General features: G+C 58.2%; 22 protein-coding genes. All 22 read right to left on the reverse strand.

The features are described 5' to 3' along the window. Positions 1-8: 8 nt before the first annotated feature. The gene (gene mobF / locus PU683_RS05205; RefSeq protein ID WP_277170512.1) at positions 9-5,528 is read right to left on the reverse strand and encodes a MobF family relaxase; all 5,520 of its coding nucleotides are present in this window, start codon (positions 5,526-5,528) and stop codon (positions 9-11) included. Then, entirely contained in the window at positions 5,525-8,011 is a 2,487-nt protein-coding gene (traD, locus tag PU683_RS05210) for a type IV conjugative transfer system coupling protein TraD (RefSeq protein WP_277170513.1), read from the reverse strand. Before traD ends, mobF begins: the two co-directional genes overlap by 4 nt. A 106-nt stretch (positions 8,012-8,117) precedes the next feature. Then, complete coding sequence (locus PU683_RS05215) at positions 8,118-8,426, reverse strand: hypothetical protein (RefSeq protein ID WP_277170514.1); 309 nt, start codon at positions 8,424-8,426, stop codon at positions 8,118-8,120. Between the two features lie 146 nt (positions 8,427-8,572). Then, the gene (locus tag PU683_RS05220; RefSeq protein ID WP_277170515.1) at positions 8,573-8,923 is read right to left on the reverse strand and encodes a hypothetical protein; all 351 of its coding nucleotides are present in this window, start codon (positions 8,921-8,923) and stop codon (positions 8,573-8,575) included. 134 nt (positions 8,924-9,057) lie between these two features. Beyond that, the gene (traT, locus tag PU683_RS05225) at positions 9,058-9,789 is read right to left on the reverse strand and encodes a complement resistance protein TraT (protein WP_277170516.1); all 732 of its coding nucleotides are present in this window, start codon (positions 9,787-9,789) and stop codon (positions 9,058-9,060) included. A gap of 122 nt (positions 9,790-9,911) precedes the next feature. Then, complete coding sequence (locus PU683_RS05230) at positions 9,912-10,613, reverse strand: hypothetical protein (protein WP_277170517.1); 702 nt, start codon at positions 10,611-10,613, stop codon at positions 9,912-9,914. A gap of 5 nt (positions 10,614-10,618) precedes the next feature. Beyond that, positions 10,619-13,969, reverse strand: a complete 3,351-nt coding sequence (gene traG, locus PU683_RS05235; protein ID WP_277170518.1) for a conjugal transfer mating-pair stabilization protein TraG — start codon at positions 13,967-13,969, stop codon at positions 10,619-10,621. Further along, on the reverse strand, positions 13,969-15,333 hold the full coding sequence (gene traH, locus PU683_RS05240) for a conjugal transfer pilus assembly protein TraH (protein WP_277170519.1): 1,365 nt from the start codon (positions 15,331-15,333) through the stop codon (positions 13,969-13,971). The genes traG and traH overlap by 1 nt, the downstream gene beginning before the upstream one ends. Next, the gene (locus PU683_RS05245; RefSeq protein ID WP_277170520.1) at positions 15,326-15,706 is read right to left on the reverse strand and encodes a hypothetical protein; all 381 of its coding nucleotides are present in this window, start codon (positions 15,704-15,706) and stop codon (positions 15,326-15,328) included. Before PU683_RS05245 ends, traH begins: the two co-directional genes overlap by 8 nt. Then, positions 15,706-15,834, reverse strand: coding sequence for a hypothetical protein (locus PU683_RS05250; RefSeq protein ID WP_277170521.1), 129 nt, complete (start codon positions 15,832-15,834; stop codon positions 15,706-15,708). The genes PU683_RS05245 and PU683_RS05250 overlap by 1 nt, the downstream gene beginning before the upstream one ends. A gap of 17 nt (positions 15,835-15,851) precedes the next feature. Next, positions 15,852-16,451, reverse strand: coding sequence for an F-type conjugal transfer protein TrbB (gene trbB / locus PU683_RS05255; RefSeq protein WP_277170522.1), 600 nt, complete (start codon positions 16,449-16,451; stop codon positions 15,852-15,854). Next, positions 16,441-16,665: a hypothetical protein gene (locus PU683_RS05260; RefSeq protein ID WP_042712770.1), complete on the reverse strand. Its 225-nt coding sequence runs from the start codon at positions 16,663-16,665 to the stop codon at positions 16,441-16,443. The genes trbB and PU683_RS05260 overlap by 11 nt, the downstream gene beginning before the upstream one ends. 4 nt (positions 16,666-16,669) lie before the next feature. After that, positions 16,670-17,140 carry a hypothetical protein gene (locus PU683_RS05265; protein WP_277170523.1) on the reverse strand — a complete coding sequence of 157 codons (471 nt, stop codon included), beginning with the start codon at positions 17,138-17,140 and terminating at the stop codon, positions 16,670-16,672. A 22-nt stretch (positions 17,141-17,162) separates the two neighbouring features. Continuing rightward, positions 17,163-17,546, reverse strand: coding sequence for a hypothetical protein (locus tag PU683_RS05270; protein WP_277170524.1), 384 nt, complete (start codon positions 17,544-17,546; stop codon positions 17,163-17,165). Between the two features lie 9 nt (positions 17,547-17,555). Then, complete coding sequence (gene traF / locus PU683_RS05275) at positions 17,556-18,344, reverse strand: type-F conjugative transfer system pilin assembly protein TraF (protein WP_277170525.1); 789 nt, start codon at positions 18,342-18,344, stop codon at positions 17,556-17,558. Then, complete coding sequence (traN, locus tag PU683_RS05280) at positions 18,341-20,182, reverse strand: type-F conjugative transfer system mating-pair stabilization protein TraN (protein WP_277170526.1); 1,842 nt, start codon at positions 20,180-20,182, stop codon at positions 18,341-18,343. Before traN ends, traF begins: the two co-directional genes overlap by 4 nt. Beyond that, a complete protein-coding gene (gene trbC / locus PU683_RS05285) occupies positions 20,179-20,787 on the reverse strand; it encodes a type-F conjugative transfer system pilin assembly protein TrbC (protein ID WP_277170527.1) in 609 nt (202 codons plus the stop codon). Before trbC ends, traN begins: the two co-directional genes overlap by 4 nt. 8 nt (positions 20,788-20,795) lie before the next feature. Continuing rightward, positions 20,796-21,794: a conjugal transfer pilus assembly protein TraU gene (gene traU, locus PU683_RS05290; protein WP_277170528.1), complete on the reverse strand. Its 999-nt coding sequence runs from the start codon at positions 21,792-21,794 to the stop codon at positions 20,796-20,798. Then, positions 21,779-22,126 carry a hypothetical protein gene (locus PU683_RS05295; RefSeq protein ID WP_277170529.1) on the reverse strand — a complete coding sequence of 116 codons (348 nt, stop codon included), beginning with the start codon at positions 22,124-22,126 and terminating at the stop codon, positions 21,779-21,781. Before PU683_RS05295 ends, traU begins: the two co-directional genes overlap by 16 nt. A gap of 63 nt (positions 22,127-22,189) precedes the next feature. Further along, the gene (locus PU683_RS05300; RefSeq protein WP_094419028.1) at positions 22,190-22,402 is read right to left on the reverse strand and encodes a hypothetical protein; all 213 of its coding nucleotides are present in this window, start codon (positions 22,400-22,402) and stop codon (positions 22,190-22,192) included. A 12-nt stretch (positions 22,403-22,414) separates the two neighbouring features. Next, the gene (locus tag PU683_RS05305) at positions 22,415-23,488 is read right to left on the reverse strand and encodes a hypothetical protein (protein WP_277170530.1); all 1,074 of its coding nucleotides are present in this window, start codon (positions 23,486-23,488) and stop codon (positions 22,415-22,417) included. Next, positions 23,485-23,733 (reverse strand): hypothetical protein, encoded by a 249-nt coding sequence (locus tag PU683_RS05310; protein ID WP_277170531.1) that lies wholly within the window; start codon positions 23,731-23,733, stop codon positions 23,485-23,487. The genes PU683_RS05305 and PU683_RS05310 overlap by 4 nt, the downstream gene beginning before the upstream one ends. Positions 23,734-24,115 lie beyond the last annotated feature (382 nt).

Consider the following 24,115-nt stretch of genomic DNA (forward strand, 5'->3'; position numbering starts at 1 on the left):
TCTCCTGATTAACGTTCTTTCTGAATGGTGCGTGGGGGGGCGTGTTCCTGATGCTCTATCTCACGTCCGCGCTCAGGCATATCACGCGGCAGCGGCATGTCACGCTGCTGCTCAGCAAGCTCCCGGGCCACCTGCCCGGCAACGGCATGCTCGCCGGTGGCTTTATCCTGCGACAGTGCCGGCAGCGGGCCGGTACGCGCCTTATCCGCCTGAAGTTCCCGCTCCTCGCCTGCAATGCGCGCAATGTCCTTCCCGTCAGGTGCGGGCTGGCGCTCCTGTGTGGCGTCGTCTTTCATACTGAGACGGATATCCGCGACACTCTCTTCTTCAGGCAGCACAATCCGGCTCTGGTACTCCTCATACGCCTGCATCTCCTGCTGACGCTGTGCCTCTGCAATCGCATACTCATCGCTTCCCCGCAGCGCCTGAATGGCCTGCTCGATGGCACGGGCAGGAACAGGTTCATCATCACGCGCGGGGGCGATTGCAGGCACCGCCACGGTCTCTGTCTCAGCAAGCCTGATCGTCTGTGCACGGGCAGCCTCTTCCGACAGGGCTGCGCCCTGGCTGACTTTCAGCATCCACGGTGAAGGCTTCTCGTCGCCGGTCTGCCACACCACGCCGTCTTCCGGATGCTCTCTGACCGCCTTAAACGCCTCGTCAGCCGTGCGTACCACATGGGTGTTCCCGCTGCGGCTGCGCTGCATGACTGCCCCGGTCGCGCCCTGGGTGGCCACCATACGCACGTCACCCCTCATCAGGCGACCGGTGTCACTGGCTACCAGTGAGACGAGCGCCAGTCCGGCGCTGCGACCGTTGTTGTCATACAGGGGCAGCGCCAGGGACGGGTCCGGGAAACGCCGGGTGGCCGGGATCACTCTTGCGGTGAGATTATGCTCACCCATCGCCTCATGCCGCGACCACGCACGCCCTATCGCGGTTTTTCCGACAGGCTGTCCCATCGCCCAGATAACCTTCGCCTGTTTGCGCTCTGTCTGCGGGCTGAGGGCATCGTGCGCCGTCTTGAGATCGTACTCGGTTCGCTTGATGCTTTTGACCCACTTTTCCGTCCCGTCCGTGTAGACCTGCACATGCTGTTTTGCACGCGATAACGAAATGTAAAATGCACGTTTGTGGGCCATCGCCTGGCGGCTTCCCTCCGTCCCTTCCAGCGCCAGTACCGACTCCTCACTGGCCCCCTGTGCGCCATAGCCTGTGATGGCCCAGGCATAATCCAGATGCTGTTCGGCCCTGACCTGCACGGGATTGATGGTTTTCTTCCCGTCCGCGCCCTGCAGCACGATGTCCCCGCTGTCGGTCACCTTCTCAACGGTAAATTTCTGGTTGGCAGCCTGCCCCCGGTTACGGTCGGTGACGGTGAAGCGCACCACGGCACCCGCTGCGAGTATTTTCTCGCTGCGTTTAAACAGCTCCACGTCACCGGTGAGCAGCTCGCGGGGTGAAACCATCGCGATCCGGTCATTCTCGTTCCGGACGGTAACAAGCGAGCCGTTATAATCGACGGCCACCACATCCTGATAGGTGTCGCCGCGCTTCAGCACCATCCCCGCCTCCCAGGCCGCCAGCTTGTTGAACTCATGCCGGGTATGCTTAATTTTTTCCAGCACCGGCACGCTGATTTTTTTCTGGCCCAGCTCCTCCCGCGCGTCCAGTGCGTCAAAAATCTCCCGGTTAATGGCCGCGCGATCGTCGTTCAGCTGGGCAATAATCAGCGTTTCGTCCCGTGCCTTCGGCGTGCGGCTGAGCCAGTCAGCCACCAGGTCACTGACCGGGTTGTCTGACTCCGCCAGTCCCTCAGCGGGGGGCTGCCAGTCCGGTTCCTGACGGGCAACGAGATCCGCAGGCTGATGCTTCAGCCGCTCAAGCGCGGCATCGATGCGGTTATCAATGACGTCATGTACCGCGTCACGTAGGTTGACCTCCTTCTGGCGGACAATCTGTTTCATGATGGCCACATCCATCGGGCTGCGCTCCTGAACCAGCCTGAACGGTGCCCCTGATTCCGGGGATTCAAACTGATCGATGTCCCCCATCGACACGCCCCGCCCCCCGCCGGCCTGAATGGCCAGATACGCGGCGGCAGTGTCCTGGTTGCCCAGCATTGAGGATTCATCAATAAGGAAAACGCGGTTGCTGAAGTCGGGCTTTTCGCCGGCGGCCTTCATCTGGTCATACTCGACGAGGAAGGATTTGACCGTCTGTGCCTCGATCCCCACCGCCCGCAGCTCCTTCACCGCTTGGTGCGTGGGTGCAAGACCATGCAGTGCGGGACGAGCGGATGCCGGCAGGGTGTCGAGTGCGCTTTTCACCGCGCGCACCTGGGTGGTTTTACCCACCCCGGCATACCCCTGTATACCGGTAAACTGATCCCGGCTGTTGAGGACCAGCTGCGCCGCCGTCTTCTGCCCCTGCGTCAGGCCGTCGAGCAGGGCATTATCCACCTGCTCCATCAGGGGCGCCTGGGTGTCCTTGCCCGCGACAATGGCGCTGATGATGGTTTTCTCCATCTCCCAGGTCGCGCGGGCTACCAGCAGGGGCTCTGTTTTGTTCGGGACGCGGATCAGGTCGCCGTTTTTGATCATCGCATTGATTTCACGCGTCACTTCCGTCAGACCCGGATGAAATGCCGTCGCGGCCTCAGCCAGCTTCAGTTCGTTGAGGGTCACGGACTGCTGATCGGCAATGGCACGCTGGACCGCCAGCGCGGCGTCACTCAGCACACCGGCCTGAAGTGTCCGGACGGCGCTGCTGATGTCGGCCTCACCGCTGAGTTTCGTCACAAGCTGCACCGGCGAATTGTCGACACGCATTCGCTGCAGCCGTGCCTCCGCCCGGTCCTGCGTCTCGGCCGTAAATATCTCGGCGCGGCTCCCGGACTGCGCCAGGGAGTTCATGGTCTGGGCTGAGATATCCCGCGAATTGAGGGCGGCCAGCACCACGCCGGTGTCGTTGTCACGGTTGCCCGGCCCGGCCACGTAGCCGTGGGTCACATACAGTGGCCTGTCTGCCGGCAGCGTGACGGCCTTTCCGTCCCGCATGACCCCGATGCCCGCCGGGCTGATGCCGGTCACGGTCAGCCTGTCTTTTGCCTTCAGGCCTGCACCGCGGTCGGCGGCCAGCGCAATCAGTTTATCGCCGCCGGCAACGTGCAGCTGCTCGCTGTTGAAGAGTCGCCAGTCGGCAGTCAGGTCGCTGATTTTCTGTATGACCAGTACCCCGTCGCTGTCAATAAGCGACAGCATCCGGGTCTCCTCATGCACCCTGTCGATAATGAAGTGCCGGGCTTCACGCTCCGTGCGGTCTTCCAGTACCTGGCCGGCACGGTAAGACCCGGTCATCCGGCGGGTTTTGCTGTCCAGCCATACCGGTGTGCGCGCCTCAATGGTGACACCGTCACGCTCAAGCTGCCCCGCGTTCTGCAGGGCATCGCGGATAAGCCCGGTCAGCTGCTTCTGCTCGCGCTGCCCAATCACCACCGCCGTCACCGGCTCCGTGCCGGGATTCAGCTCCGCAAAGCGGGTGGCGAGCGCGCTGTACCGATCGCGCTTGTCAGCAATACTGATAACCTCTGCTTCAAGACCCGGCGACGGCTCCGTGCGGCGGCTGCGCCTCACGCCGGCAGACTCCAGCACTGACATGGCATTCCCGTTCGCCTGACGACCCGCGCTGTCGAGAAAGACCAGTTGAGCGTCTTTTTCCCGCGCCTCACCCAGCAGGATCAGCGTTTCCTTCAGCCCCAGACGCTCTGCACCCTCAATAATAAGCGTGCTCTGTGGCCGCAGGCTCAGTTCCCCCTTCAGCATCTGCTGGCGCCCGGTGATGTGTTCCCGCAGTACGTCTGATTTAGCCAGTGAAATGGCACGTTCAGCCGAGCTGGCCAGCACCTTCACTTCGCGGCCATGCGCAGCAGAAATACCGGCCAGCTGCTCCGTCAGTTCACGGATGCCAGCCACGCCCTTCGGGGCATTCATCAGTACCAGGGCATCCTTCTCAACAGGCTCAAGGGCAGGCGGCGCGTACTGTGCCGGACGGGTGAAGCTGACAACGTGCGTTTCGCTGAGGTGCTCCTTTCCCAGCGCCTGAATGGAGAGTTCATCGAGAAGGTGATGGCGGGAGGTGAACACGCCTTTCTCTGCATCAAGCGGCACGATCAACCCCTCTTTCAGCGCCTCATCCAGTGCCAGTTTGATTTCTTTCACATCGGGTATTGTGTCGCTGAATTCGGTGGTGCTCAGCAGCAGTTCTCCCCAGGTGAACCGGGTTTTGCTGTCGCTCAGTTGCGAGACCGCCATGCGCACGGCATCCGTCACCTCCTGACGGACGTCGGGCTGCTGCGAATCGGCCGTTTTCACGTTCCCGCCACGCTCTGCGCTGACCGGTGCGCTGCGCTCCGGTATACTGCGGGCCGGCACTGGCTCAGCCGAGTCACGCCCTTCTGCAGACCGTGCCGGTTGTTCCGCGTCGCGCTGACCGTTAGTGCGTGTCACCTGCTCATCACGGGCAGGCTGTTCTGCCGGCGACGGTGCTTTCGTTGCGTCCGGTTGCGTGGTGTCACGAACAGGTTGACGGTGCGCCGCAGGGATGGCCCCGGCGTCGGGCGCATCGCGCGGCACCACGCTGTCCTGGTAGGCTTTCATATCCCAGCCCTTCTCTTTCATCTGGGTCTGCCAGCGCTCCATCAGGCGAAGACGGGAGGGATCAACTTTGGCTTTACGGGTGTTCTTGGCGGCGATATCGAGGCTTTTCAGCGTGGCCTCGGCACCGACGGCACCCCGTATCTCGCGGCCGCGCGAGGAATATTCCTCACGGACCTCTTCCGGCACGGCCTTAATTTCCCACATCCCGTGTGGTCCGACTTCCTCAATTTCATGCCCCAGGGTTTCCACGCGATCACGCAGGGCGGTGCGGTAAAGTTTCCCCAGCGTGACCTGCATTTTCATCACCGTCTCGATAAAACCGGCGTTGTGGATGTAGTCCGTGGCCAGCGCCTTCCATTTGCCGTTCAGCTCCGTCATGTTGGCAACCAGCATGTGCGTGTGCAGCAGCGGATCGAGGTTACGGGACGTGTCGTGCGTGTAGAGCGCGGCCACCATTTTCCCGGTGGGGATGATGGAGGTTTTGCCGTCCACGGTTTCGCGCGCGGAGATCAGTTTTTCAACGTAGCCTGCTGCCACACGCACAGCGTACTGATGGGCTTCCAGCATGGCTTTGTCCCCGCCCACCAGGGCGAGGATGGAGACACTTTTCGGTGCCGAAAACGTCAGGTCATGGCCGGGGCGATGGGAGTGAATACCGTTGACCTCCTTACCGAGCCGGGAGCCGTCAGGCAGGCGGCCCTCGAGCACGGCCGTCAGCTGGTCGCTGCGCACCGGACCTTCCAGCCCCAGCGCACTGGCCCCCTCACCCAGCCATTCGCTCTCCAGCTGCCCGAGAAAATAGTAATTGTCTTTGTTGCTGTAGTAGCCTGCCGCATCACCGGCAGACACGATGGGGGCGGGTGACATCATCGTTCGGGTTCTCCGTCATAATCGCGTTTAAAATCGGCTTCATCAAAGCCGGGATCTTCGGGGTGGCGGTTAACGAGGATGTATTCCTCCTCGCGCTCCATCCGCTGGCGGGTATTCCCGTCTTCGTTGTGGTGTCCGGACGCGGTTCTGGGCTGGCCGGCGGTCTTCAGCTCCAGCCCACCGTTTCCCAGCTGTGTGACCTGCATCCTGAGTTCCTGTGCCTCTCCGCCGCCTTCACTCTCATTACTTTCTGCAGCATCAGCATCGAGTGGCTTACGACGCATACGGTTCAGCAGTTCCACCGGGGAGGCAGAAGCAGGCGTTTCGTGCAAAGGTGTTTTTGGCAATGGAGACGGCTTTATTACTGTGGGGGCATCATTAACAGCCTCTGTCGCCGGGTTCTCCGGCGGTGTCTCTGCAGGAACCGGACGAAGATGGGCAACACCCGGACGCCGGGGCAGGGATGGTTCAGGACGTGTAACCTGTAGCGGCGCCGCTTTAACAGATTCTCCGGCCGGAGGCTGCACGGCGTCCTTGCGGGCTGGCTGGACCCGCTGTGATGGCGTGGCAGCAGGAGCCGGACTGACCGGCTGACCTGACGGCTGTGCATCTGGCTGTGCCGCCGCTTTTTCCAGGTGCTCTTCCCCGGTCGGGAACACCAGGCCGGCCAGGGCCGCATCGCGCTCGTTCTCCCTGATCACCTTTTCCAGCTCGGGGCTGAGGGCATCGCGGATATTGCGCTCAATCAGGCCGATATTTCTTTTTTTGGTTTTACGGTACTTCAGCGCCAGCTTCACCACCGGATATTCGCCAGGCAACCGCACATAAAACTTCAGGTTACGCAGCTGCATGACCTCTTCATAATCAACGATGGGCTGGCTGACCTTGTCCTTGCCTATGGATATCCCGTCACGCACCTGATCGAGGCCATAGGAGTTCTGCTCGCGCGCCTCCCGGCGTCGCTGATTACCCAGCTCCGCCTCAACCATTTTCGCCACATCAGCACTCGGTGAGCGGCCGTACATGCGCGTGTTGAGCAGGTCAAAAATGGCTTTCGCCACTTCCCGGCCATAGGTATTGATCAACTGCGGCATGTTCTGGATACCGATGACAAAACAGCCACCAAACTTACGCGCCTCCGCCAGGGTCTCCTCAAACTGCGGGATGCGCTGAAGGCTTGGCTTTTCATCCATGATGAACCACACCCGACGGTCAGCGTTCTCCCCCATGCTCTGCAGGTAGAGGGTGGCCATCGACATCCACATTGAAATTAAAGGTCGCACGCTTTTGCGGTGACGGGCCTGGGTGGAGATAAACAGCCAGCTGTCACTGTACTGCTCGCTGGTCATCCAGTTACGGATAGTGAATGAAGGCCGCGTGCCGTCATCCAGCCCCTGGAGAAACCGGAGCGCCTTGGCGTAGTTGGTGACGACCGAGCGGATGGAGATGGCCGTTTTTTCGATTTTCTCTTCGACCAGGTTTGCCGCCGGCGTTTTGGCCAGATACTCGCGCAAGCTTTTCATGCTCAGAGACAAAAGGGTCTTAAGGTATTTTTCGATACTGCGCTCAGGGTCTGCTGACATGCGGATGGCAAGGTCTGAGGCAATCGTCCGGGAACTGGAGACCCAGAACGGATCAGAATCACCTTCAATGGGGATAAGGCTCGTTGCAAAGTTTTCGAAATCGATAACATCCAGACACTCTTCCCAGAGCCGCCAGTCAGGACAGCGTGAATCGTGCGGGTTGAGGATGAAATCCTTATCCGGATTGTAATGGGTCTGAACGAAGGTGCATCCGGAGTCATAAATGATGGCGCGATCGCCGCGCCGGCGGATGATATCCAGCAGCCAGCGGATTGCGGTGGACTTGCCGACCGAGACGGTGCCGTGTATGAGGAAATTCATCACCTCGGCGTTTTTAACCAGGTGCAGGTCGCCTATCCGCAAATCTGACAACTCGCCATTTTTACGCAGCAGGGCATTAACCTCAGATGCCTTTTCGGTGAGTTTCATACCGGAGATGTATTCGTCCTCGCTCTCCTGTTTACCAATACGCGCGATGTACCAGGCGACGCCGGCGAAGACCGCCATGCTGATAACACCGGCGATCGCTGCGGCGGTCTGCAGATGCCCCGCCAGCCTGTCACCCATGAACTGCATGTACGGGTCTTTCAGCATCTGCTGGAGAGTCATTTTGAGCGTCATGGTGGTGCTGGTCGGCGCGTAGAAGTAATGGATCTCATAAAACTTCCCCTGACCGGCCGGCATCAGGTCGATGAAACTTTCGTTGACCCGTGCAAACCAGTACCAGCTGCCGTTATCCAGCATTTCCTGGGGCGTCAGCCAGAAGAACAGGCATGCCGTGATGGCACCAAACAACAGGAATACCCAGTAGCCGATCCAGTTGTTCACCTGCAGAAACATGCGCCAGCGGTAGGCGGTCATCTGCCCGCCCTGTGTGAGGTTTTTTCCTTTAAAGCTCATAGATTTTGTCCGGCCGTTATCGCATCACCGGTGTGGTGATGTGCGTTATCAGGGAAGAAAAGTTGAAACAGGTGTGATTAACCTGGTACTGCGTGGGAGGATCGTTCTATGCCAGCTGGCTCAGCTCATACCGTGCCTGATGACATCCGTCCTCCCAGTCCTGTTCGTTAATGCTCACCGCCGCAGAACGGACAGTGGTGGCCACATCTGCATAACCGGGTGAATGCCCCGCCCGGGATGCCAGACCATAAAGGGTGAATACGTAGCCGGCCCAGTACGCAATGTGGGTTTTGTCCTTCTCATCCGGAAGCGAACCGAGCACGTTCAGACAGGAAACCGTCATCAGCAGCGCGCTCTCAAGATGGATAAGCGACCATAATCCGGGCAGGTCATGCTGTTTGTTTTCAGAATTCATGATGGAAACAGTCCTTTGACGTTAAACCCGTAGCGCTCGCCGCAATCCGGATACCGGCGCAGCCGTTTGTCCGGTGAGGAAGCGAAATATCCACTGAGGGTGAGAAAGGCACATACGCGCCGGGCTGAAAGACATGCAGAAAGGGGTTACGGCGATGAGACTGAAAGGTAATGCCGGTCTTCCTCCTGCTGTTTAAGTTCATACGTTGCGTCCCTGATGCCGGTCCGCCACGCCTGTTCATCCATTTCAGTGGCCAGATGTCTGACAGACAACGCCACATCCGCGCAGGCTTCAGAGTCCCACAAACTGGCGTCCAGGCCCTCCAGGGTCATAACGTACCCGGCCCACCACGGCGCAAGCGCCAGCCGCTCATACTCTTCAACGCTTCCGGACTGGCGGATAATGGCCAGGGCATGAACCAGATCGCTTTCCAGCGCAATCAGCGCCAGAAGGTCTTCTGAGCCACCCGGCCTGCGATACGGGATATATACCGACACTATTGCACCTCATCATGTTGCGCCCTTCCGGATACAGCAATGCACCCGACAGCGCAGCGCGCGACAGGAAAGCGGAACCGGAAAGGCGTTGTTAACAGTGAAATCGGGCAGGAGGCCCGGAGAGAAAAGCGGTGTTACATAATGCCGGCGATGGACCTGGCCAGCTGCGCCTCGAGCACCGGTTTTGCCTCATCAAACTTGAGGTTAACCTTGTTGGCGTTCGAGACCACGCGGGTCTGGTATTTCGCCCGGTTGCCCTGCTCTGTGCTGGTCTGCAGCTTCACCCCGGATGAGCCCTGTTTCAGCGCCGCCACATTGTCCGTTGTGACGACAGCCTTGCTGCGCTCGGAGATTTGCAGATCGGTCACCATCGTGTAGTTAACGTCCTCGACCAGCGCATCAGCCGCCATACCGACAAGGCCTGCCGCCAGCCCTGCGCCGAGTGTTGCACCAGCGGAGCCGGTGTTATAACCCGTAATGCCCGCGCCCAGGGCAGCGCCCGTCACTGCTCCTTCGTAACCGGAACTGAGGAAGCCCTGTGACTGCCGTAAATCCATTTTGTCGGCCTTGAGCACGTTCGCCTGCACCCAGAAATACGCCGCGTCCTGAGAGGCTGACACCTGATACCCTTTTGCAGTAAGTTCTGCCGCAATTTTTGTCTGCAGCCCCGACATATCTTTGTCCGACGTATTTCGCACCTGAATGTACACCGTTCTTTCTGAGGCAGGCTCAAGCCAGATGGTTTCACTCATTTGCATTCTGACGTCCAGATTGCGCTTTTTAACTGCTGTGCTCATGGCACCGCAGCCGCTGAGGGCAAAAACAGACAAAGCGATACCGCAAACTGCAAATTTATTCAGTTTCATATTTATTCCTGAAGTGTTTTATAAAAGAAACGCTAACCACCGGGGCAGTGGTTAGCGCTTAGTGAGAAAAGGATGAATTTGAGGGCGACGATTACGTGTAACGGGATAAACTTTTACTTCGTCTAGTATCCACGAGTCGAATCATAAGGTTGATGATTCGTCGGGTCATTAAAATTAGTTCCCCAGCTATTGCCTGCAACATCCAACCCCGACATGCCACCTTGCATGGGAAGGCCCGATGAAGGGTTTATATAATTATCTGTACCACTAATCGAACCAGTATAAACATGAGCATTGATTTCATTTGAACTTAAGTCATTAGACATGCCTACAGATGCAAAATGTCCTTTATATGACTCTGTTGCAATCAGGCCAAGATTTGGGATGCTCTGCACTTGCTCGTTTGTAAGCTCATGAAAGCGTCCATCTTTGACTTTAAAGTACTTGCCTGAATCTTTATCAAAAAAGTATTGGTTTTTGGATATCTTGGCACCACAAACAAATACAAATACAAACGCCAAAACAGAGTGAATTACGATCCCACAGATTAAAGCTGTTTCACGATCTTCACCTACAGTTGCGGCCAGCCCCCCCAAACAAGCTAACAATGCCAACGAAATATACGTTACCAAGGAGGTTGAGCACATTAATTTACTTTTCTTGAGAGAGAAGTAAATCGCGAGATATATCAAAAAAGCAAGAGAATTCAATATAAGTGACATATATAAGAATGATAAGCCGAAGCGTAGACTCATAACGCCAGCGTAACCTAAAAACATTACCATCGGCATAAAGCAATAAATATTATTTATTGTTCGATTCATAATAGTCACCTCTTGATCCCATTCTTCTTCATATCGTCAATTTCATCTTTGAGCTTGCCAGGGTCTAACTCGTTAAACGGATTGAAATTACTCGACTGATCATATTCTTTCTCTTTACGCTCGAGATTGAATCTTCCTTGAGCGTTATTAGATTCATCCTTAAGCATATCACTGGATGCCTGAACAGTGGATTGTTTTTTGCCTATTTCCACAGAAGATCTGTTGATATTTTGCTCGTTGGCAGATCTTTGTGCTGCCACGCGCTGATGCATCTCTTCCTGTGGCGCAAAGCCCTGTCCTGCCTGCTCCTGAAGTCGTGACTGGTTTTGCTGGAATGCTGTCTGCATATCCTCACCTGGAACCTTGCCGCCACGCACCTGCTGCCCTGAACCGCCCACATTATTTACCGGGGTCTGAGGCGCTGAGTGGCTGTGCCCCGTCTGCTCAGTATGATGGTGTTGTATATTATTTCCACCCGCACGATGGGTTTCCATGCTGCCGGACTCACTGAATCTGCCTGAAGGACTGTTCGTAACCGGCTCGTCAGGTCCATTAGCACGTGCATGGCTGCCCGGAGTGGTAACACCTGACACACTGCGATGCTCAGTATTCCCGTAACCGCTGATTTCAGAACCTGCCGTTTGCGACCCGGTGGTTAACGGAGCACTGCCACTTTCATTGCGATAGGTCTGGCTGCCACCCGTTTCGCTGCCTGCCGCATGATTACCACCGCTGACAGTATGATTACCGCTCTCGCTGGCAAAGTGCTGATTGCCGGAGGATGCAGGGCTGTAGGTACCGCCTTCAGACTGTCCACCGTGCGAAGACATTGCGGCATTAAGCGGCTGCGGTTCACCGGCGGTGCGGACGATGTGCTCTCCGCTGAAAGCGGCGTGCTCATTGCCGCTCTGCAGATCGCTGCGCCCCTGTCCATAGTCGCCCATAATTTCAGGCTTGAGGCGTTCGTTAACAAATTCCATCGCGGCCTCTCGCGCAGTCGGGGCGCTGGTCAGCATGGACTGCGCCTTGTCTCCATAGCGGTTGGATGCCCAGTCCACGAACTCCTGCGTATAGTTGGTATCAAGCGATGCACTCTCGTTCTGAGCAAGTGTGGCCATGCGGCTGAATTCGTTGCTGTTTGTCGAACTGGTCGTGAACTGATGATACTGGCTTTGCGCATCGTTAAGCGTGGCAGCAAGCTGCTGAACGTTACTGGTGCCGGCACTTTCGGAATGGATCGCAGACTCGTTAACGCGGCTGCTGGACACCATATCCATGCCTTGTTTAAAGTCACGTACAGCTTGGCTGTTTTCATCATGACGATGTTCGTTTGATGACATACCACTATCCTGTATGCCTCTAGAACTACCAGTAGAATGACGCAAATCTGCGCCGAGATGCCCCTCTGCGCCAAATTTCACTACAGCAAGGTTAACGCCTCCACTTGCTGTAGCTTTAACGCCTGCGGAAAGTGAACCCTGGTTACTGATATCCATCAGCTCGTTATACGCCTGCTGGGTAGAGATATTTTTGGCTTTAGCATAGTTCTCCGCTGCTGACATCATCATGTTCGCTCCGCGAGAAGCATTCACGGCCTGGCTGTTCTCACTGCCATTGCTGATATTTTCCGTACTGCCCGACTGCTTAGTCACCTGCTCCAGCTGTGACCAGCCACTGGTGACGCTGTGGTTGTAGCCATCGAGCGCCGTCTGCGCCTGCACCTGCGACATGCGCGCCTGCTCCTGGAAGCCGGAGCTGGCCAGCTGGCTGAGACGCATGTTCACCGGCAGGTTGGACATGGCACCGGAGCCGTCGATCACATTCTGTCCACTGGAAGTCAGGGTGTGGCTTGAGCCGTTATCTGCCTGCCAGGTCTGCTGTCCCAGACGCTGCACCATATTGGTGTCCATCTTGTTCTGGTTCAGGTTGTCCATCGACATGTTATTGAACGACCAGTTGCCGTCTGCCGTGGTGGAGGCCACGCCGGCAGAGCCAAACGCCATCGAGCTCATCACGCTGCCTGCCAGCTGCGATCCCATTGCCGCCGCCCCTTTGGTCAGGAAAAACGACAGCACCGGAATCGACATCGCGCAGTACCCGGCAAGGTTGGCGACATCGGAGTGCTGGAGCGCGACCGCATCCCGGTTGGACAGCACCAGGGGGGTTCCCCCTGTTTTTGTCTGCAGCCAGAATGTCGCGGCGTAATTGAGGATGGCGAACATCACCGGCCACATCTGGAAGTACAGAAACCCGCCGATATACAGTTTCAGGGTGTTCAGTCCGAAGAGACTGTGGTTTGCCGCTGCCAGCGCGATGACCAGCGGGAAGAGGCAGACCAGGATCAGCATCATGAGTGACTGCAGGAACGGTAACTGCCGCGTGGCCAGTGTGCTGCCTGCCGCCCAGCTGAGGCGCTGCTTGGTGGCCGCACTTTCGGTGGCCAGATTCAGCAGGTTCGCGGTGTCCGATGAGCGGGCCGCAAAGCCGCGGATGCCCTGACGGATGGCGCTGTTGGTCACGTTGTTCTTCATGATCTGCGCCGCACTCATTCCGCCGGCGTAGAAGAAGCCGTAACTTTCATTCATCGCGTTGGCCAGCATCACCGCCCCGTTCATCCGGTTTCCGAAGATGCGTTGCGTGAGCATGGAGAAGGTCGGGCTGGTCAGCTGACTGTCATGCCCTGCGAGCGTCTGGATCTGCGACGCGGCCTGCTGACAGGTCAGAAACTCACGGTTCGTCGACGTTGTTTTGAAAATCCCCCGCAGCGGGCTGGGGTTACTGGTGATAAGCCCCAGCGGGTCAGTGGTGTTCAGCAGCTGGTTCACGGTGTATTTGTGGTTCAGCAGGATATCGCCGATGACGCAGTTTTCCACGTAGTCAGGCAGCATCTGTGCCAGCTCCGGGTTCTGCGTCTGAATGTCACTGCTTTCCGCCACGATACCGGACCCGAACAGCATGCCGGTTTTGGTGTAGGTCACCGAGTCCGGGCGTGCCATCATGTAATCGTAAAGCTGCGCGAGGTGATACCCGATCCCGGTTGTCACCGAGGCAATGCCGGCCAGCCCCACCGGCACATTATCGGTCACCCATACGGCCGCCGGATCGGTGATATCAATAATGTGTACTGAGCGCTTCGGCACAAGCAGCACAGAGGTGATCAGCATGAATATCGCCAGCCACTGCACGAACACCATCGGGTTACGGCTTTTGGTAAACGTTGCCAGTACGCCGAGCACCGAGAAAGTGCCTGCGATACGCAGCAGGGTGCTCCACGTCCCGGTGCCGAGGATGCCGACGACCGCGTCAAACGCAGACTTCCACATCCCGCCACCGTAGATTGTATAGATTTCAAGCATCAGGGGTTCCCCCACTTGTAGTTGCTCTGGTATGAGCCGGAAACGATGGTTGAGACCTGCTGCTGCAGGTACTGCATGTTGCGGTCAATGCCGTCCAGCGCATTCTGGTCAGCCGCTGACTGGAGTTTCATGTCAGCCAGAAGTCCCTGCGCATGGAGCACGTTGTCGCGCAGTTTTGAGGCCGCTTCTTCCGGCCAGTTTTTCCCGGCCATCGAGAGCGAGGCCTGCTTGACCAGCTCCTGGAGGTACTGAATCATCAGGTCCTGGGCAATGAAGTCACTGACCTGCAGCAGATACGTCGCGCTCTGCCCCATACTCTGGGCGTTGGTGAGATACTTCAGCACCGGCACGGAGGTGGTGTTCACGAACCCCTTTTCCTGATCCGACAACGGGGTGTCATTGACCAGTTTCGACTGCATCGAGAGCATCAGATTTTTCACCAGCGTGACCAGTCCGTTTTTTTCCTGAACGTTGATACTCACCACCACCGGTGTCAGGCATACCGACTCTTCATCGCAGCCATACACCTTCGCGGTGCCACCCCGCATCAGCACCTTGACCAGGTCGCGGTTATCAACCAGCGGCGTCAGGATGGTCACCTGCCCTTCCTTATTGAAGATGATGGAGCCGACGGCGCTCATGACCAGCTCTTTCAGCTGGCGGTTGCTGTCAAAAAGCCGGTTGCGGCTGAGTGCATCCCAGATAAGGTTTTTGTTTTTCAGGACCTGATCCTTGTCCTTGTCGCTGGCACGGCTCGTCACACTGTCACTCTTGCCGCCCACGGTGCATCCCTGACGGGAGGCTGCCCAGTCCGCGAACATGTTGCTTTCGCCGGCGATGTCCTGACAGATTTTCTGCTGGGAGACCTGAGTGACCGGCCACAGACCGCCGATAATGCCCTGCGCAGCCTGACACGAACTCATGTTCATGGAGTTGACGTCGTTGGCCAGCTTCTGCAGGAAGTCCTTCGCCTGCTTCAGCTCCGGCACCATCGTCTGCAGCGCGAGATCGAAGGCGTAGCCCTGGGCGTTACTCATGATTTGCTTCACGAAGCGCTGAATTTCTTCCCCGCTGATCATCGAGAAGGAGCCGAGATAGGCATCGATACCGCCGCAGCCGGCGTTCAGGGAGGGCACCTGCATCGAGATTAGCTGGACGTTTTTGACCGGGTTACGCAGATAAACCGACCCGCCGGTGAAGTACCCGGCGGCCTGCCCCTGCCATGCCTGCGCCTGGGTGACGTTGCCGCTGTAGCCGAGGCTGCCAAAGAAGCCGTTGAGATCGCCGTTCACGTCAGCCTGTGCGGGTGTGATGACCATGCCGGTCAGGAAGACGGCTGCTGCCGTCAGGAGAGGCTTAATCATGGATATTCTCCTGCACAGCGGGCTGACGTGTGAGACGGCGGTGAAGCACGCCGGCGAACTCTCTGGCCACCATCACCAGGACGCTGAGGCAGAGCAGCACCAGAACCCCGACCAGAAACGACAGTACCATGTAGTCCGGGTAGTGAATGAGAATGGAAAGCGTAAACTGCTCGCCGCGCGTCACATCCGGGCGCAGTGACATCAGCGTTTCCAGTGTGAGGCCGATGCATCGCAGGTAAACGACATGCACGACAAGCAGAAAAATCGCCGCGCTCAGCAATCGCCAGAAGGCTTTCTCTGTGGCGGCTTTTCCCGGCTCGTCGCTCATCATGATCTTCATAACAGCAATTAACCCTGTTCTGAGCCTGTTCATTACGCGCACTCCTTCAGTTGCTGAGCATCCGTAAATCGGGCATCGCGTGGATCGTTGACCGGAAACGCCCTGCTGTCCTGCAGGCATGCGCGACCGGTACGCGGTGAAGCATACGGTGTTGTAGTCATTCTGTTTTCCGTGTGTATTACTGAGGCGTTACCTGCGCGTTTGCCGGCAGCGGGGGAAGTGACTGTGGATCAATCTGGTCCATATCAGCCTGAATCAGGCTGGCGTAGCGGCTTTCCAGCGTGCCGATATCCATCACCCCCTGCGTCAGCGGGTAGGCCCGCAGGGTGTGGACGTTAACCATGAACGCGGTCGGTGTGGCAATGGGCAGCCCGTTGCCAAAGAACGTCATGATTTCATCCGCCAGGGGCAGAACCGGATCGCTTTTGCGCGGGATCAGCGGCACCGGAAACGCAGCATCGCCGCCGCCATCCAGCGTGTAGGGATACACCCGGATATTGTGCTGGTCGGCCCAGTGCTTCAGGTCAGGGTCAAACTTCGCGCTGTACTGACAGTGCGCCTGCATGAAGACGACCACGGCGTAATCCGCCATGTTGACGCGACGACCGTCAGGCAGCTGCATCAGGCTCTGCGGGTCGGCCGGTTTTGCCGGCGTCTCCGTCGCGGGTTGCTGCTGTGTGATTTTTGCCGCATCGAGGGCGGCAATTTCATCCCGCACACCGGCGCTGGCCAGCAGGGGAAACAGCAGTAAAAGCGCGGTCAGGGCATTACTTTTCATCCTGCACCTCCGGGATAACGTCATGGCGGTGTCGCCAGTACCACCACCGGTTACAGGCCAGAAGCAGCGCGGAGAGCGCCATCAGGAGATAGCCTCCCCACAGGCACATTAACTGGGTAAGCCAAGGATAGGCGCCGTAAATATCGCTGAGGCACTTGAACATGATGCCCGCAAAGAAAATGACGACAATGTCAGACAGGGACAATGGTTTCATGGTGCTATTCCTTCTCCTGCACAGTCTTACGCAATGATTTCACCTTCCGGCCGGCCCACTCAGCGGCCTCCGGAACGCCAGGCTTACTGCCGAAAAGCCACCAGAAAAACGCGCCGGCAACCGCAACGGTCACATACAGATTGCGTATCAGACGATCCACATTTTTCTGCCAGGCAATGGCATCAACGGCCGCGCGCTCACACCTGACGTCCGGCGGCGCTGCAGCGATACCGTTCTCCTGTGGCATAACCTTTTCAACGGGCGTGCTGAGGGGCGGTGCACAACCCCATATTTTTCCGGGCGGGGCGTCCACGACCAGATCGCGGGCGGCATCCAGAAACGTACCGGTAACAGAGTTATTGAACGTAAGCAGCATAAAGAGGCAGAACAGAACCAGTGACGGCGCGGTGACTAAACTGAACCAGGCAGCACGCCAGCAGGCGGGCAGGCTCCGGGCAGCGCGGTATGTACTCATGGGTAATCCTCAGAAGAAAGGGTCAGTGACCTTCACGCCGGTTAACAGATGAAGGCATGTTTAACAGGCACCACACGGGAAAATTCAGTAGCGCGATAAGCAGGTAAAATTTCACCAGGAACCGATCGCCCTTCAGGATGAAATCTGACTCAGGCGTGACGGGCTGCAGACACGGTCGCGGCCACGGGTCATCCAGTGGCACCACTTCGCAGTCATGGCTGACAGGGTGTGCGGGTGTCACGGGCACTGTCTTGCTGAACGTTCTCGCCGCGCTGACGAAAAACGCCGACGGCGACGGAACGGACAGCACCAGTGCCAGCAGTAAGATGCCGGGGGCAGTGATAAAGCAGAAAAACACCGCCTGAAGGCCCGACAACACGTTTCCGGCAATCCGGATTTTATTCACGGAGACTCCTCAGAAGTTGGGTTTAAAGCCGGTGGACACATTCAGGAAGCGCTTCGCCAGGTCATCCTGGGTCATGAAGCCGTAGACCAGCGGCTGGAAGTTGCGGCTGCGCGGGTCAACCAGAAACAGTGCCGGGAAGTGCGAGATGCGCATGGCCTCTACCTGCCCGTTGTCCGGGCGACTGTCGGGCAGCGAGGGAGCCGCCTTACCGTCAATGGATACCGGAATGAGGGACAGATGGTTGGTCTTTGCAAAATCGGCCACCACGCCGGCCATCAGCGCATCAATCGGGTCGCTTCCCCGGTAGAAGTAAAACAGCCCGTACTGCTGACCCATCTTCGCAATCGCGTCCTGACGGCGCTGCTGATCGCGGGCCTGAATCAGGGGGGCGGTGCTGTTGTAGTGCGGGTACTCCAGGTTGTAGTCCAGCTCCGGATGCTCCAGCTGCGCGGCAGCAAACGACTGACTGAACAGACTGCTGCGGTCGGTCCAGAACTTCTGCCACTTGAGGTACGTGGCGGTGTTCTCCCGCGTCGGGTTCAGGAGGGCGCGGCTGAGCGCCTCCATTGTGTACTGACGCAGTACCTTCGTCTGCTCCTGCGCCGTCATGTTGCTCATGTCCGGCACGCGCGGCTTCTGAGGCTGAGGCTGAGGCTGAACCGGCGGCGGCGCGGGGGCTTTTTTCGGCTCGTTGTACCAGGACCAGCCCGTGAACGGCGGTGCCGGCGTGACAATCTCCTCGGCGAATGCCGGGAGTACCATCAGCATCAGCAACAGGGAAATACTGCGGCGCATCATTTTGTGCCTCCTGTCTGTTTCACCTGCGCTGCGATGCGGTCTTTCACCTGCTTCACCATCACCGACGAACTGGGGACTTTCTGGTTAGCCATCAGGTCTTCGTAGAAGTCAGCGAAGTTGATACGGTCAAAATCGATGCCCTGCAGCTGTGGAACGGTGATGCCGCCGCAGTTGGGGCTGCTGCCGCTGCCGAAACCGACACCCAGCTGATCGCGTCGTCCCTGCTCCTGAATGATGCGCGCCAGCTTGCCGTCAAACACGCAGTACACTTTGCTTTTCTGCACGCACTGGCCGAGGACTTCATGATCACAGCGTTCGCCCACGCTGACGGTGATTTTCTTCGCTTTTGCTTTCCCCAGCGCCAGCTCATCGTCATTACAGGCGGACAGCCCGGCATCCTGTCCCCAGCCGCTGTCCTTACAGCAGTTGGAGAAGCCCGCAAACGCCTTACGACAGCTCATCGCCTTGCCGGTGAAGGCTTTGACATTTATCTGATCGTCCTTCACATCGGCGGCGGCGGAGGCGAGACTGGCCAGTTTGGCCACGGCGGTGTCGAACCCGCTGTCACCCGCGCCATCGGTATCGCTGCAGTTCCCGGACTTACAGAAGTACGTCCCGCCGCAGATAAGCCCGGTGGAGGAGAAGTTGCGCTGGCACTCGTAACTGACCACTTCATGCTCACAGTACGTTCCGGTTTTAGTCTTGCACTGCGTTCCGGTAACGGTGCAGGCCGGGTTATTCATCAGCGAGGCACAGGTGCCGTTCGAACCGGTTTTCTGCAGGTACTGGTCCTCATACTCCCAGCAGTCGCTGTGAACCTGCTGCGTCTCGCCGTCGATTACCACAGGGCGGTTGCCGCCGGGCACGGTACAGACGCTGGAAACCGGCACGGCACCTTTTTTGTCGAAGCCGCAGGTTTCACGCCAGACCACTTTCGGTACGCTGCTGGTTTTTTTCACCCGGATGATCAGGGAGATTTTCAGCTGCACATGCCGGTGTTTAAAAGTCTGACTTCCCGACCCGGAGTGGATGCTGTGCTGATGTTTCGAGGTAAACGCCACGCCGGCCGTCAGCGTGGCGGGGACCGGCGTGAACGCCACATCCTGCGCGCTGCCCTTGTTATGCCAGGGGATTTCCGCTCCAAGGACATAAATGGTCATGTAAAAGCGCGGTTTGTTGCCCAGCCGGTCTGACCAGGTGTATGTGGCGCGGACAATCTCGCCGCTGACGGTCGGCACAATGGTGGCGATGTTCATGCCGTTTATCTCCTGCACCGGCTGCTGACTCATTTCGTACTCCACCGTTTTTGTTTCCCAGGTGGTACCGCTGTTATCCACCTCGACGGTCGCGCTGCGTTTGCAGCTCTGGTTAACCCACACATCCCGCTCGCAGGTGTATTTGTCGAACACGGATTTCGTGACCGTGCCAGGCTGACACTGCTGCGGATTACCGGTGCCGTTGACGATGTTGTCGGCAGCGCCTTCCGCGTTCTTGCCGGCGGTGATGTAAGGGGCTTTCGGGTCAATCACCGGCAGCGGGTTTTTCGTGCCGGCATCGATGACGACCTGCCCCGCCCCGCTGTTCTGCAGCGCCTGCTGACCTTTACTGTTCAGGCCACCGTCGCCGCCTGACACGCCGCCGTAGTAGCCCGTTTCGGGCGGGCTGGCGGTATAGCCCGGAATGCTGCCCTGCACCGTGCCGGGGTTTTTCAGGGACGAGGTGCCCTGTGAGGCCTGTCCCTTACCAAAGCCGGCCCCGGCACTCCATGCATCCTGATTCGCATCCGCACGGACCAGGCCACTGGCAAGCAGCGCCAGAAGAAAAATGACCGGTTTCATCGGGCGGCCTCCAGCAGCTGGCGTGCCGTGGCGGCACAGTCACCGTCAGACGCCACCTTCTCGAGCGCCTGCTGCAGCGGGAGACTGCCGCGAATGACGTCGTAATGCCCCGGACAGGTGACGACCAGCGCCGGTACAGCGGTGATGTGATAGTCGCTGTAGAGCGTCGGATCTATCTGGACGCCGATGTCCTTGTCCTCTCTGGCCAGCTCAAACATGGCCGCCGCGGTCTGGCGGAAATTATTGTTGCGAAGCCCGCGCAGGGTGGCCGGGATGTTAAAGCGGTGAGCATGCTTCAGCATCGGCACCAGACCTTCGCGCGGCAGCCCCAGGCTGACAAAGTAAATGGCCGGAAAGGTCTTTTTCTCACCGTCAGGATGCTCTGCCGCGATCCCCTGCTGAAGACGCGACATCAGGTCCTGCTGCTGCGCCGGCAGCGTCATCGTCTGCCCGGACAGCGTGTCTTTGAAAGCCTGTAAATTATCCTGCTGTTGCTTCATCCACGCCCGGTCACGGGCGGAAACGTCAGCCTGCTCACTGGCTTCGGCGCAATGGCAGAGCACCAGGCTGCCGGCAAGCAGCGCCCGGAAAAGAGTATTTTTCATGGAAGACCTCAGAGAAAGACGCAGTTACGTTTACGCCAGAGGAGATAACCGAAGTTTTTCTTCGACGACGGGGAGTTGTGGGACGTGCCCCAGAGCTGCGTACTGGCCCCGAACGGGTGGCAGTTGGACGCCTCCGGCAGCATGTTCACCATCTGATAGCGCCAGCGCTCTTTGGGAATAATGGGAGACGGGTACTGGTTACAGACGGCGTTGTTGGCACCGATCGAGTTCCAGACCAGCCCTTCCCGGTGCATTTTGAACGCCATGCGCTCGGTCACCAGAACTGACGTCTCCAGGGGTGAAAATTCCCCGGTGGTATACCCGGTCAGGGGATACATCGACCCCTGCGCCCCTGCGCACCAGAACAGCGGCGACAGCGGCAGGCCGGCGGACGCGGCAGCGGCATCTGCCGAACAGGCGGCCTGTGCCACCAGGTTGCCGAAGAGCACAGCCTCCGGGTTAATCAGCATCGAGAGCGTACTGTCATTCCAGAGGGGATCGACCTCGGAGAGGTAGGCGATATCCATATCCCCGGTCTGCAGGCAGCCGATACTGGTAATGATATTCAGCCACCATATCAGCGGGTATTTGTACCAGTGAACATGGTAGAACGCGCCGGCAGCGGGTCTGTCGCTCTGTCCGGCCGTTCCGGTCCCGGTCCGCCCCAGATCGATTTTAAATCCGCCCATGTTGACCATCACGCCCGGCTCGCGGGTGACGTCCGTCATGGCCATCGGCTCCCAGAAACCAATGGCCAGCCCGACGCGGTACAACACCCCGACCGGGCATATCTGCAGCGGACTGGACGGGTTACTGGTGTCAGGCTGTGGCCCGGAGGCCAGCTTAATGTTGCCGAGCGTCATGGGAAACAGACACTTCCAGCACACGTCCGTGATGGGGTTCACCCAGCGTCCTTCCCCGGCATTACTGGCGGACGACACGGGCAGTGCCGTGCCGGCCAGGACAATACCGAGCAGAAAGAAGACCGCCCTCAGCCTGCGTCGCATGGCACCTCCCGCCGGCGCAGCCAGATACAGGCGGGACCGTAATCCTCGTCGTCGAATATCGCGCCGGTAAACCAGCCCTCACCTGCAGGTACGGGCGGCGTCCAGTATGAAATATCGGCATTGCGGGCATAGGCCTGCGCCGCCGGCGTGTCTTCGTCAGGATCCAGACAGACCAGCGTGTCCTCCAGGCTGTTGTCCGCCAGCCAGTGGTCATATTCAGCCTGCGGGACACAGTCACGGTCACGGTAAAATGCAGTCAGTGCGGGATGGCACCAGTAGCCGTCAGGTGTGCGGACAACCGGCACCGGCCCGACAGATTCAGGAAGGTTCATGTTATGCCTCAGCGGGGTATGCCACGGCCACCGGACGGCGGGAGGGCGGGTAAAAGGGGGAAATCAGTCGTTTGGCGCGGCTTCGATAATCAGCTGCTCACGCGCGGTCTTGTCCATCCGGCGCAGCCCCACAATGGCGGCGCGGATGACTACAGAGGTTTTGTAGAGCGGGTTTTCGCCGAGGATCTCTTTCAGGCAGGCATCGGAATCCGCGTTATGCCTGACGGAAGAGATAATCAATCTGTGTGCCCCGCTCCGTTCAGGGTCTTTAAGCATGTGTCCACCTTTTCAGGCTGTTTTGTACATAGCGTCAGGTACGTGCGCCGTGAATCCGTAACCAGCATCACCGTTCACCAGGACGTCCTCCGCGCTTCCCAGGCTCATACTGAAAACCGCTTTCTGCAGCAGGTTTGCCATAGTGCCCCGGTCATCCTGAGCCGTCCCCTGCACGATAATCCGGGCGACAAAACGACCGGGAACAGGCGCGGCGTTCTTTATCTCCAGTAGCGCCGGGGGCATCACCATCATGCCGCTCTGCGGGAAGAAGCCCGCGCCGTCGGTACAGAGCCGGGTAGTGACAGACCACCGGACGGGTGAGGCGTCATTGCCGGCGATACCACTGTGCTCAAACCCGCCGCTGACCGTCTGTGCTTCCACCGAAAACAGTGAGCGGTCTTCCCGCCAGGTGCTGCCGATACGGCCCAGCGCCCGGGAGATAGTGGCATACGGGACGCCTTCATCAGCCTCCACGTCCAGAATCAGCTGCCAGAACATCGGCGTAGTGGTTTTTTCCGGTGTCGCCACCCGCTGTAAGCGCCAGCCACGCTTGCGCAGGTTTTCGAGCAGTTCTTCCAGCATCCTGTCGCCGTAGCCGGTTTTCTGACTCTGCCGTACAGCGTCCTCCACCATTTCTGCCGTCTGCTTCGGTGCCCAGTATTGCTCCCGGTCACGGACCAGGGCGGCGGCAATCTGCTGCCGGTCTGCGAAGGGTATGGAGCGCATCGCCAGTATGCCGGGCACCTGCCCGGTCTCCCTCGTCAGTGCATAACCGGCCTCATCAAGCGCGCGCTCCAGACTTTCCAGCATCCGGATCATCGTGCTGAGTCCGCCTTCCTGCCAGAGATAAACGGCCGTGCTGAGATCGGTCAGCTTCTCGTTTTTCGACGCTTCAACAGGGGTGCCATAGCGCCAGGCCTTTTCTTTTCCTGAGCGCTGGCGACTCATGTAAATCATGAGGCCCAGCGCGAGGAGAAAGCAGACAATCATGACAGGTCCTGAATGGTCAAAGGCCAGTATTCCGTATGCGGGTAAGCCCACACCCAACATCAGCAGAACCAGCAAGGCAATGAGTATGGGTTTCATGCGCGGCTCTCCCGCTGTTTATCAAGAAACGCATTGATCAGAAAGTCCGTGAACCGCTCATCGCGCTTCTCTGCCTCCTTAACGATCACGCCGGTGGCGCGCTGCCAGCCCACAAAGGCTTTGGTCACGAGATGACTGGCCCAGCCATCAAGTTCGGGGTAAATCTCTTTCAGTTGATTGCCACTGACACGCAGCGGCTTAGCAGGTACCGGACCGGTACTGCTGTTTGCGAGGGTTGTTGTCATTATTTCTCCGGCAAAAAGGTGAGACTTTCGCTTTTCAACACGACATAAAATGGGTGTACGGGTACGATACAGAGGTGATTACTGAATGGAGTTAAACAGATGCGTTTACCGGCCGAATTTAGCGACGACCGTTTCCTTGACTCTGTCAGGGATATACTGCGTGACACGCTGACCACAACATCCATCATGACGCTTATCGTTATTTTTGGAAAAAGGCTATGTATCAACCCAGATATTCTGGACTGGTTATATCTCCTGGCATTAACGATAGTTTCCCTGTTCATACTCCTCTGGCATGGATGCATAATAAACAGAAGTGTATTAATGCTTATAAACGTGTTCGAAACATCAAAGCACTATAAAAAATGGCATTATTTTTTTG

This window comes from Candidatus Kosakonia sp. 282A-S69 (assembly GCF_029433855.1).
GTDB classification, from domain to species: domain Bacteria; phylum Pseudomonadota; class Gammaproteobacteria; order Enterobacterales; family Enterobacteriaceae; genus Kosakonia; species Kosakonia cowanii_A.

What these genes read in the sequence shown, in the direction of transcription:
- PU683_RS05215 (WP_277170514.1), bottom strand. Translation starts at nt 8,426, where the DNA reads ATGAATTCTGAAAACAAACAGCATGACCTGCCCGGATTATGGTCGCTT.
- PU683_RS05305 (WP_277170530.1), bottom strand. Translation starts at nt 23,488, where the DNA reads ATGAAACCCATACTCATTGCCTTGCTGGTTCTGCTGATGTTGGGTGTG.
- PU683_RS05245 (WP_277170520.1), bottom strand. Translation starts at nt 15,706, where the DNA reads ATGAACAGGCTCAGAACAGGGTTAATTGCTGTTATGAAGATCATGATG.
- PU683_RS05310 (WP_277170531.1), bottom strand. Translation starts at nt 23,733, where the DNA reads ATGACAACAACCCTCGCAAACAGCAGTACCGGTCCGGTACCTGCTAAG.
- traD (WP_277170513.1), bottom strand. Translation starts at nt 8,011, where the DNA reads ATGAGCTTTAAAGGAAAAAACCTCACACAGGGCGGGCAGATGACCGCC.
- traG (WP_277170518.1), bottom strand. Translation starts at nt 13,969, where the DNA reads ATGCTTGAAATCTATACAATCTACGGTGGCGGGATGTGGAAGTCTGCG.
- traU (WP_277170528.1), bottom strand. Translation starts at nt 21,794, where the DNA reads ATGCGACGCAGGCTGAGGGCGGTCTTCTTTCTGCTCGGTATTGTCCTG.
- traN (WP_277170526.1), bottom strand. Translation starts at nt 20,182, where the DNA reads ATGAAACCGGTCATTTTTCTTCTGGCGCTGCTTGCCAGTGGCCTGGTC.
- PU683_RS05260 (WP_042712770.1), bottom strand. Translation starts at nt 16,665, where the DNA reads ATGAAACCATTGTCCCTGTCTGACATTGTCGTCATTTTCTTTGCGGGC.
- trbC (WP_277170527.1), bottom strand. Translation starts at nt 20,787, where the DNA reads ATGAAAAATACTCTTTTCCGGGCGCTGCTTGCCGGCAGCCTGGTGCTC.
- PU683_RS05300 (WP_094419028.1), bottom strand. Translation starts at nt 22,402, where the DNA reads ATGCTTAAAGACCCTGAACGGAGCGGGGCACACAGATTGATTATCTCT.
- traH (WP_277170519.1), bottom strand. Translation starts at nt 15,333, where the DNA reads ATGATTAAGCCTCTCCTGACGGCAGCAGCCGTCTTCCTGACCGGCATG.
- PU683_RS05250 (WP_277170521.1), bottom strand. Translation starts at nt 15,834, where the DNA reads ATGACTACAACACCGTATGCTTCACCGCGTACCGGTCGCGCATGCCTG.
- traF (WP_277170525.1), bottom strand. Translation starts at nt 18,344, where the DNA reads ATGATGCGCCGCAGTATTTCCCTGTTGCTGATGCTGATGGTACTCCCG.
- PU683_RS05265 (WP_277170523.1), bottom strand. Translation starts at nt 17,140, where the DNA reads ATGAGTACATACCGCGCTGCCCGGAGCCTGCCCGCCTGCTGGCGTGCT.
- trbB (WP_277170522.1), bottom strand. Translation starts at nt 16,451, where the DNA reads ATGAAAAGTAATGCCCTGACCGCGCTTTTACTGCTGTTTCCCCTGCTG.
- PU683_RS05230 (WP_277170517.1), bottom strand. Translation starts at nt 10,613, where the DNA reads ATGAATCGAACAATAAATAATATTTATTGCTTTATGCCGATGGTAATG.
- traT (WP_277170516.1), bottom strand. Translation starts at nt 9,789, where the DNA reads ATGAAACTGAATAAATTTGCAGTTTGCGGTATCGCTTTGTCTGTTTTT.
- PU683_RS05295 (WP_277170529.1), bottom strand. Translation starts at nt 22,126, where the DNA reads ATGAACCTTCCTGAATCTGTCGGGCCGGTGCCGGTTGTCCGCACACCT.
- mobF (WP_277170512.1), bottom strand. Translation starts at nt 5,528, where the DNA reads ATGATGTCACCCGCCCCCATCGTGTCTGCCGGTGATGCGGCAGGCTAC.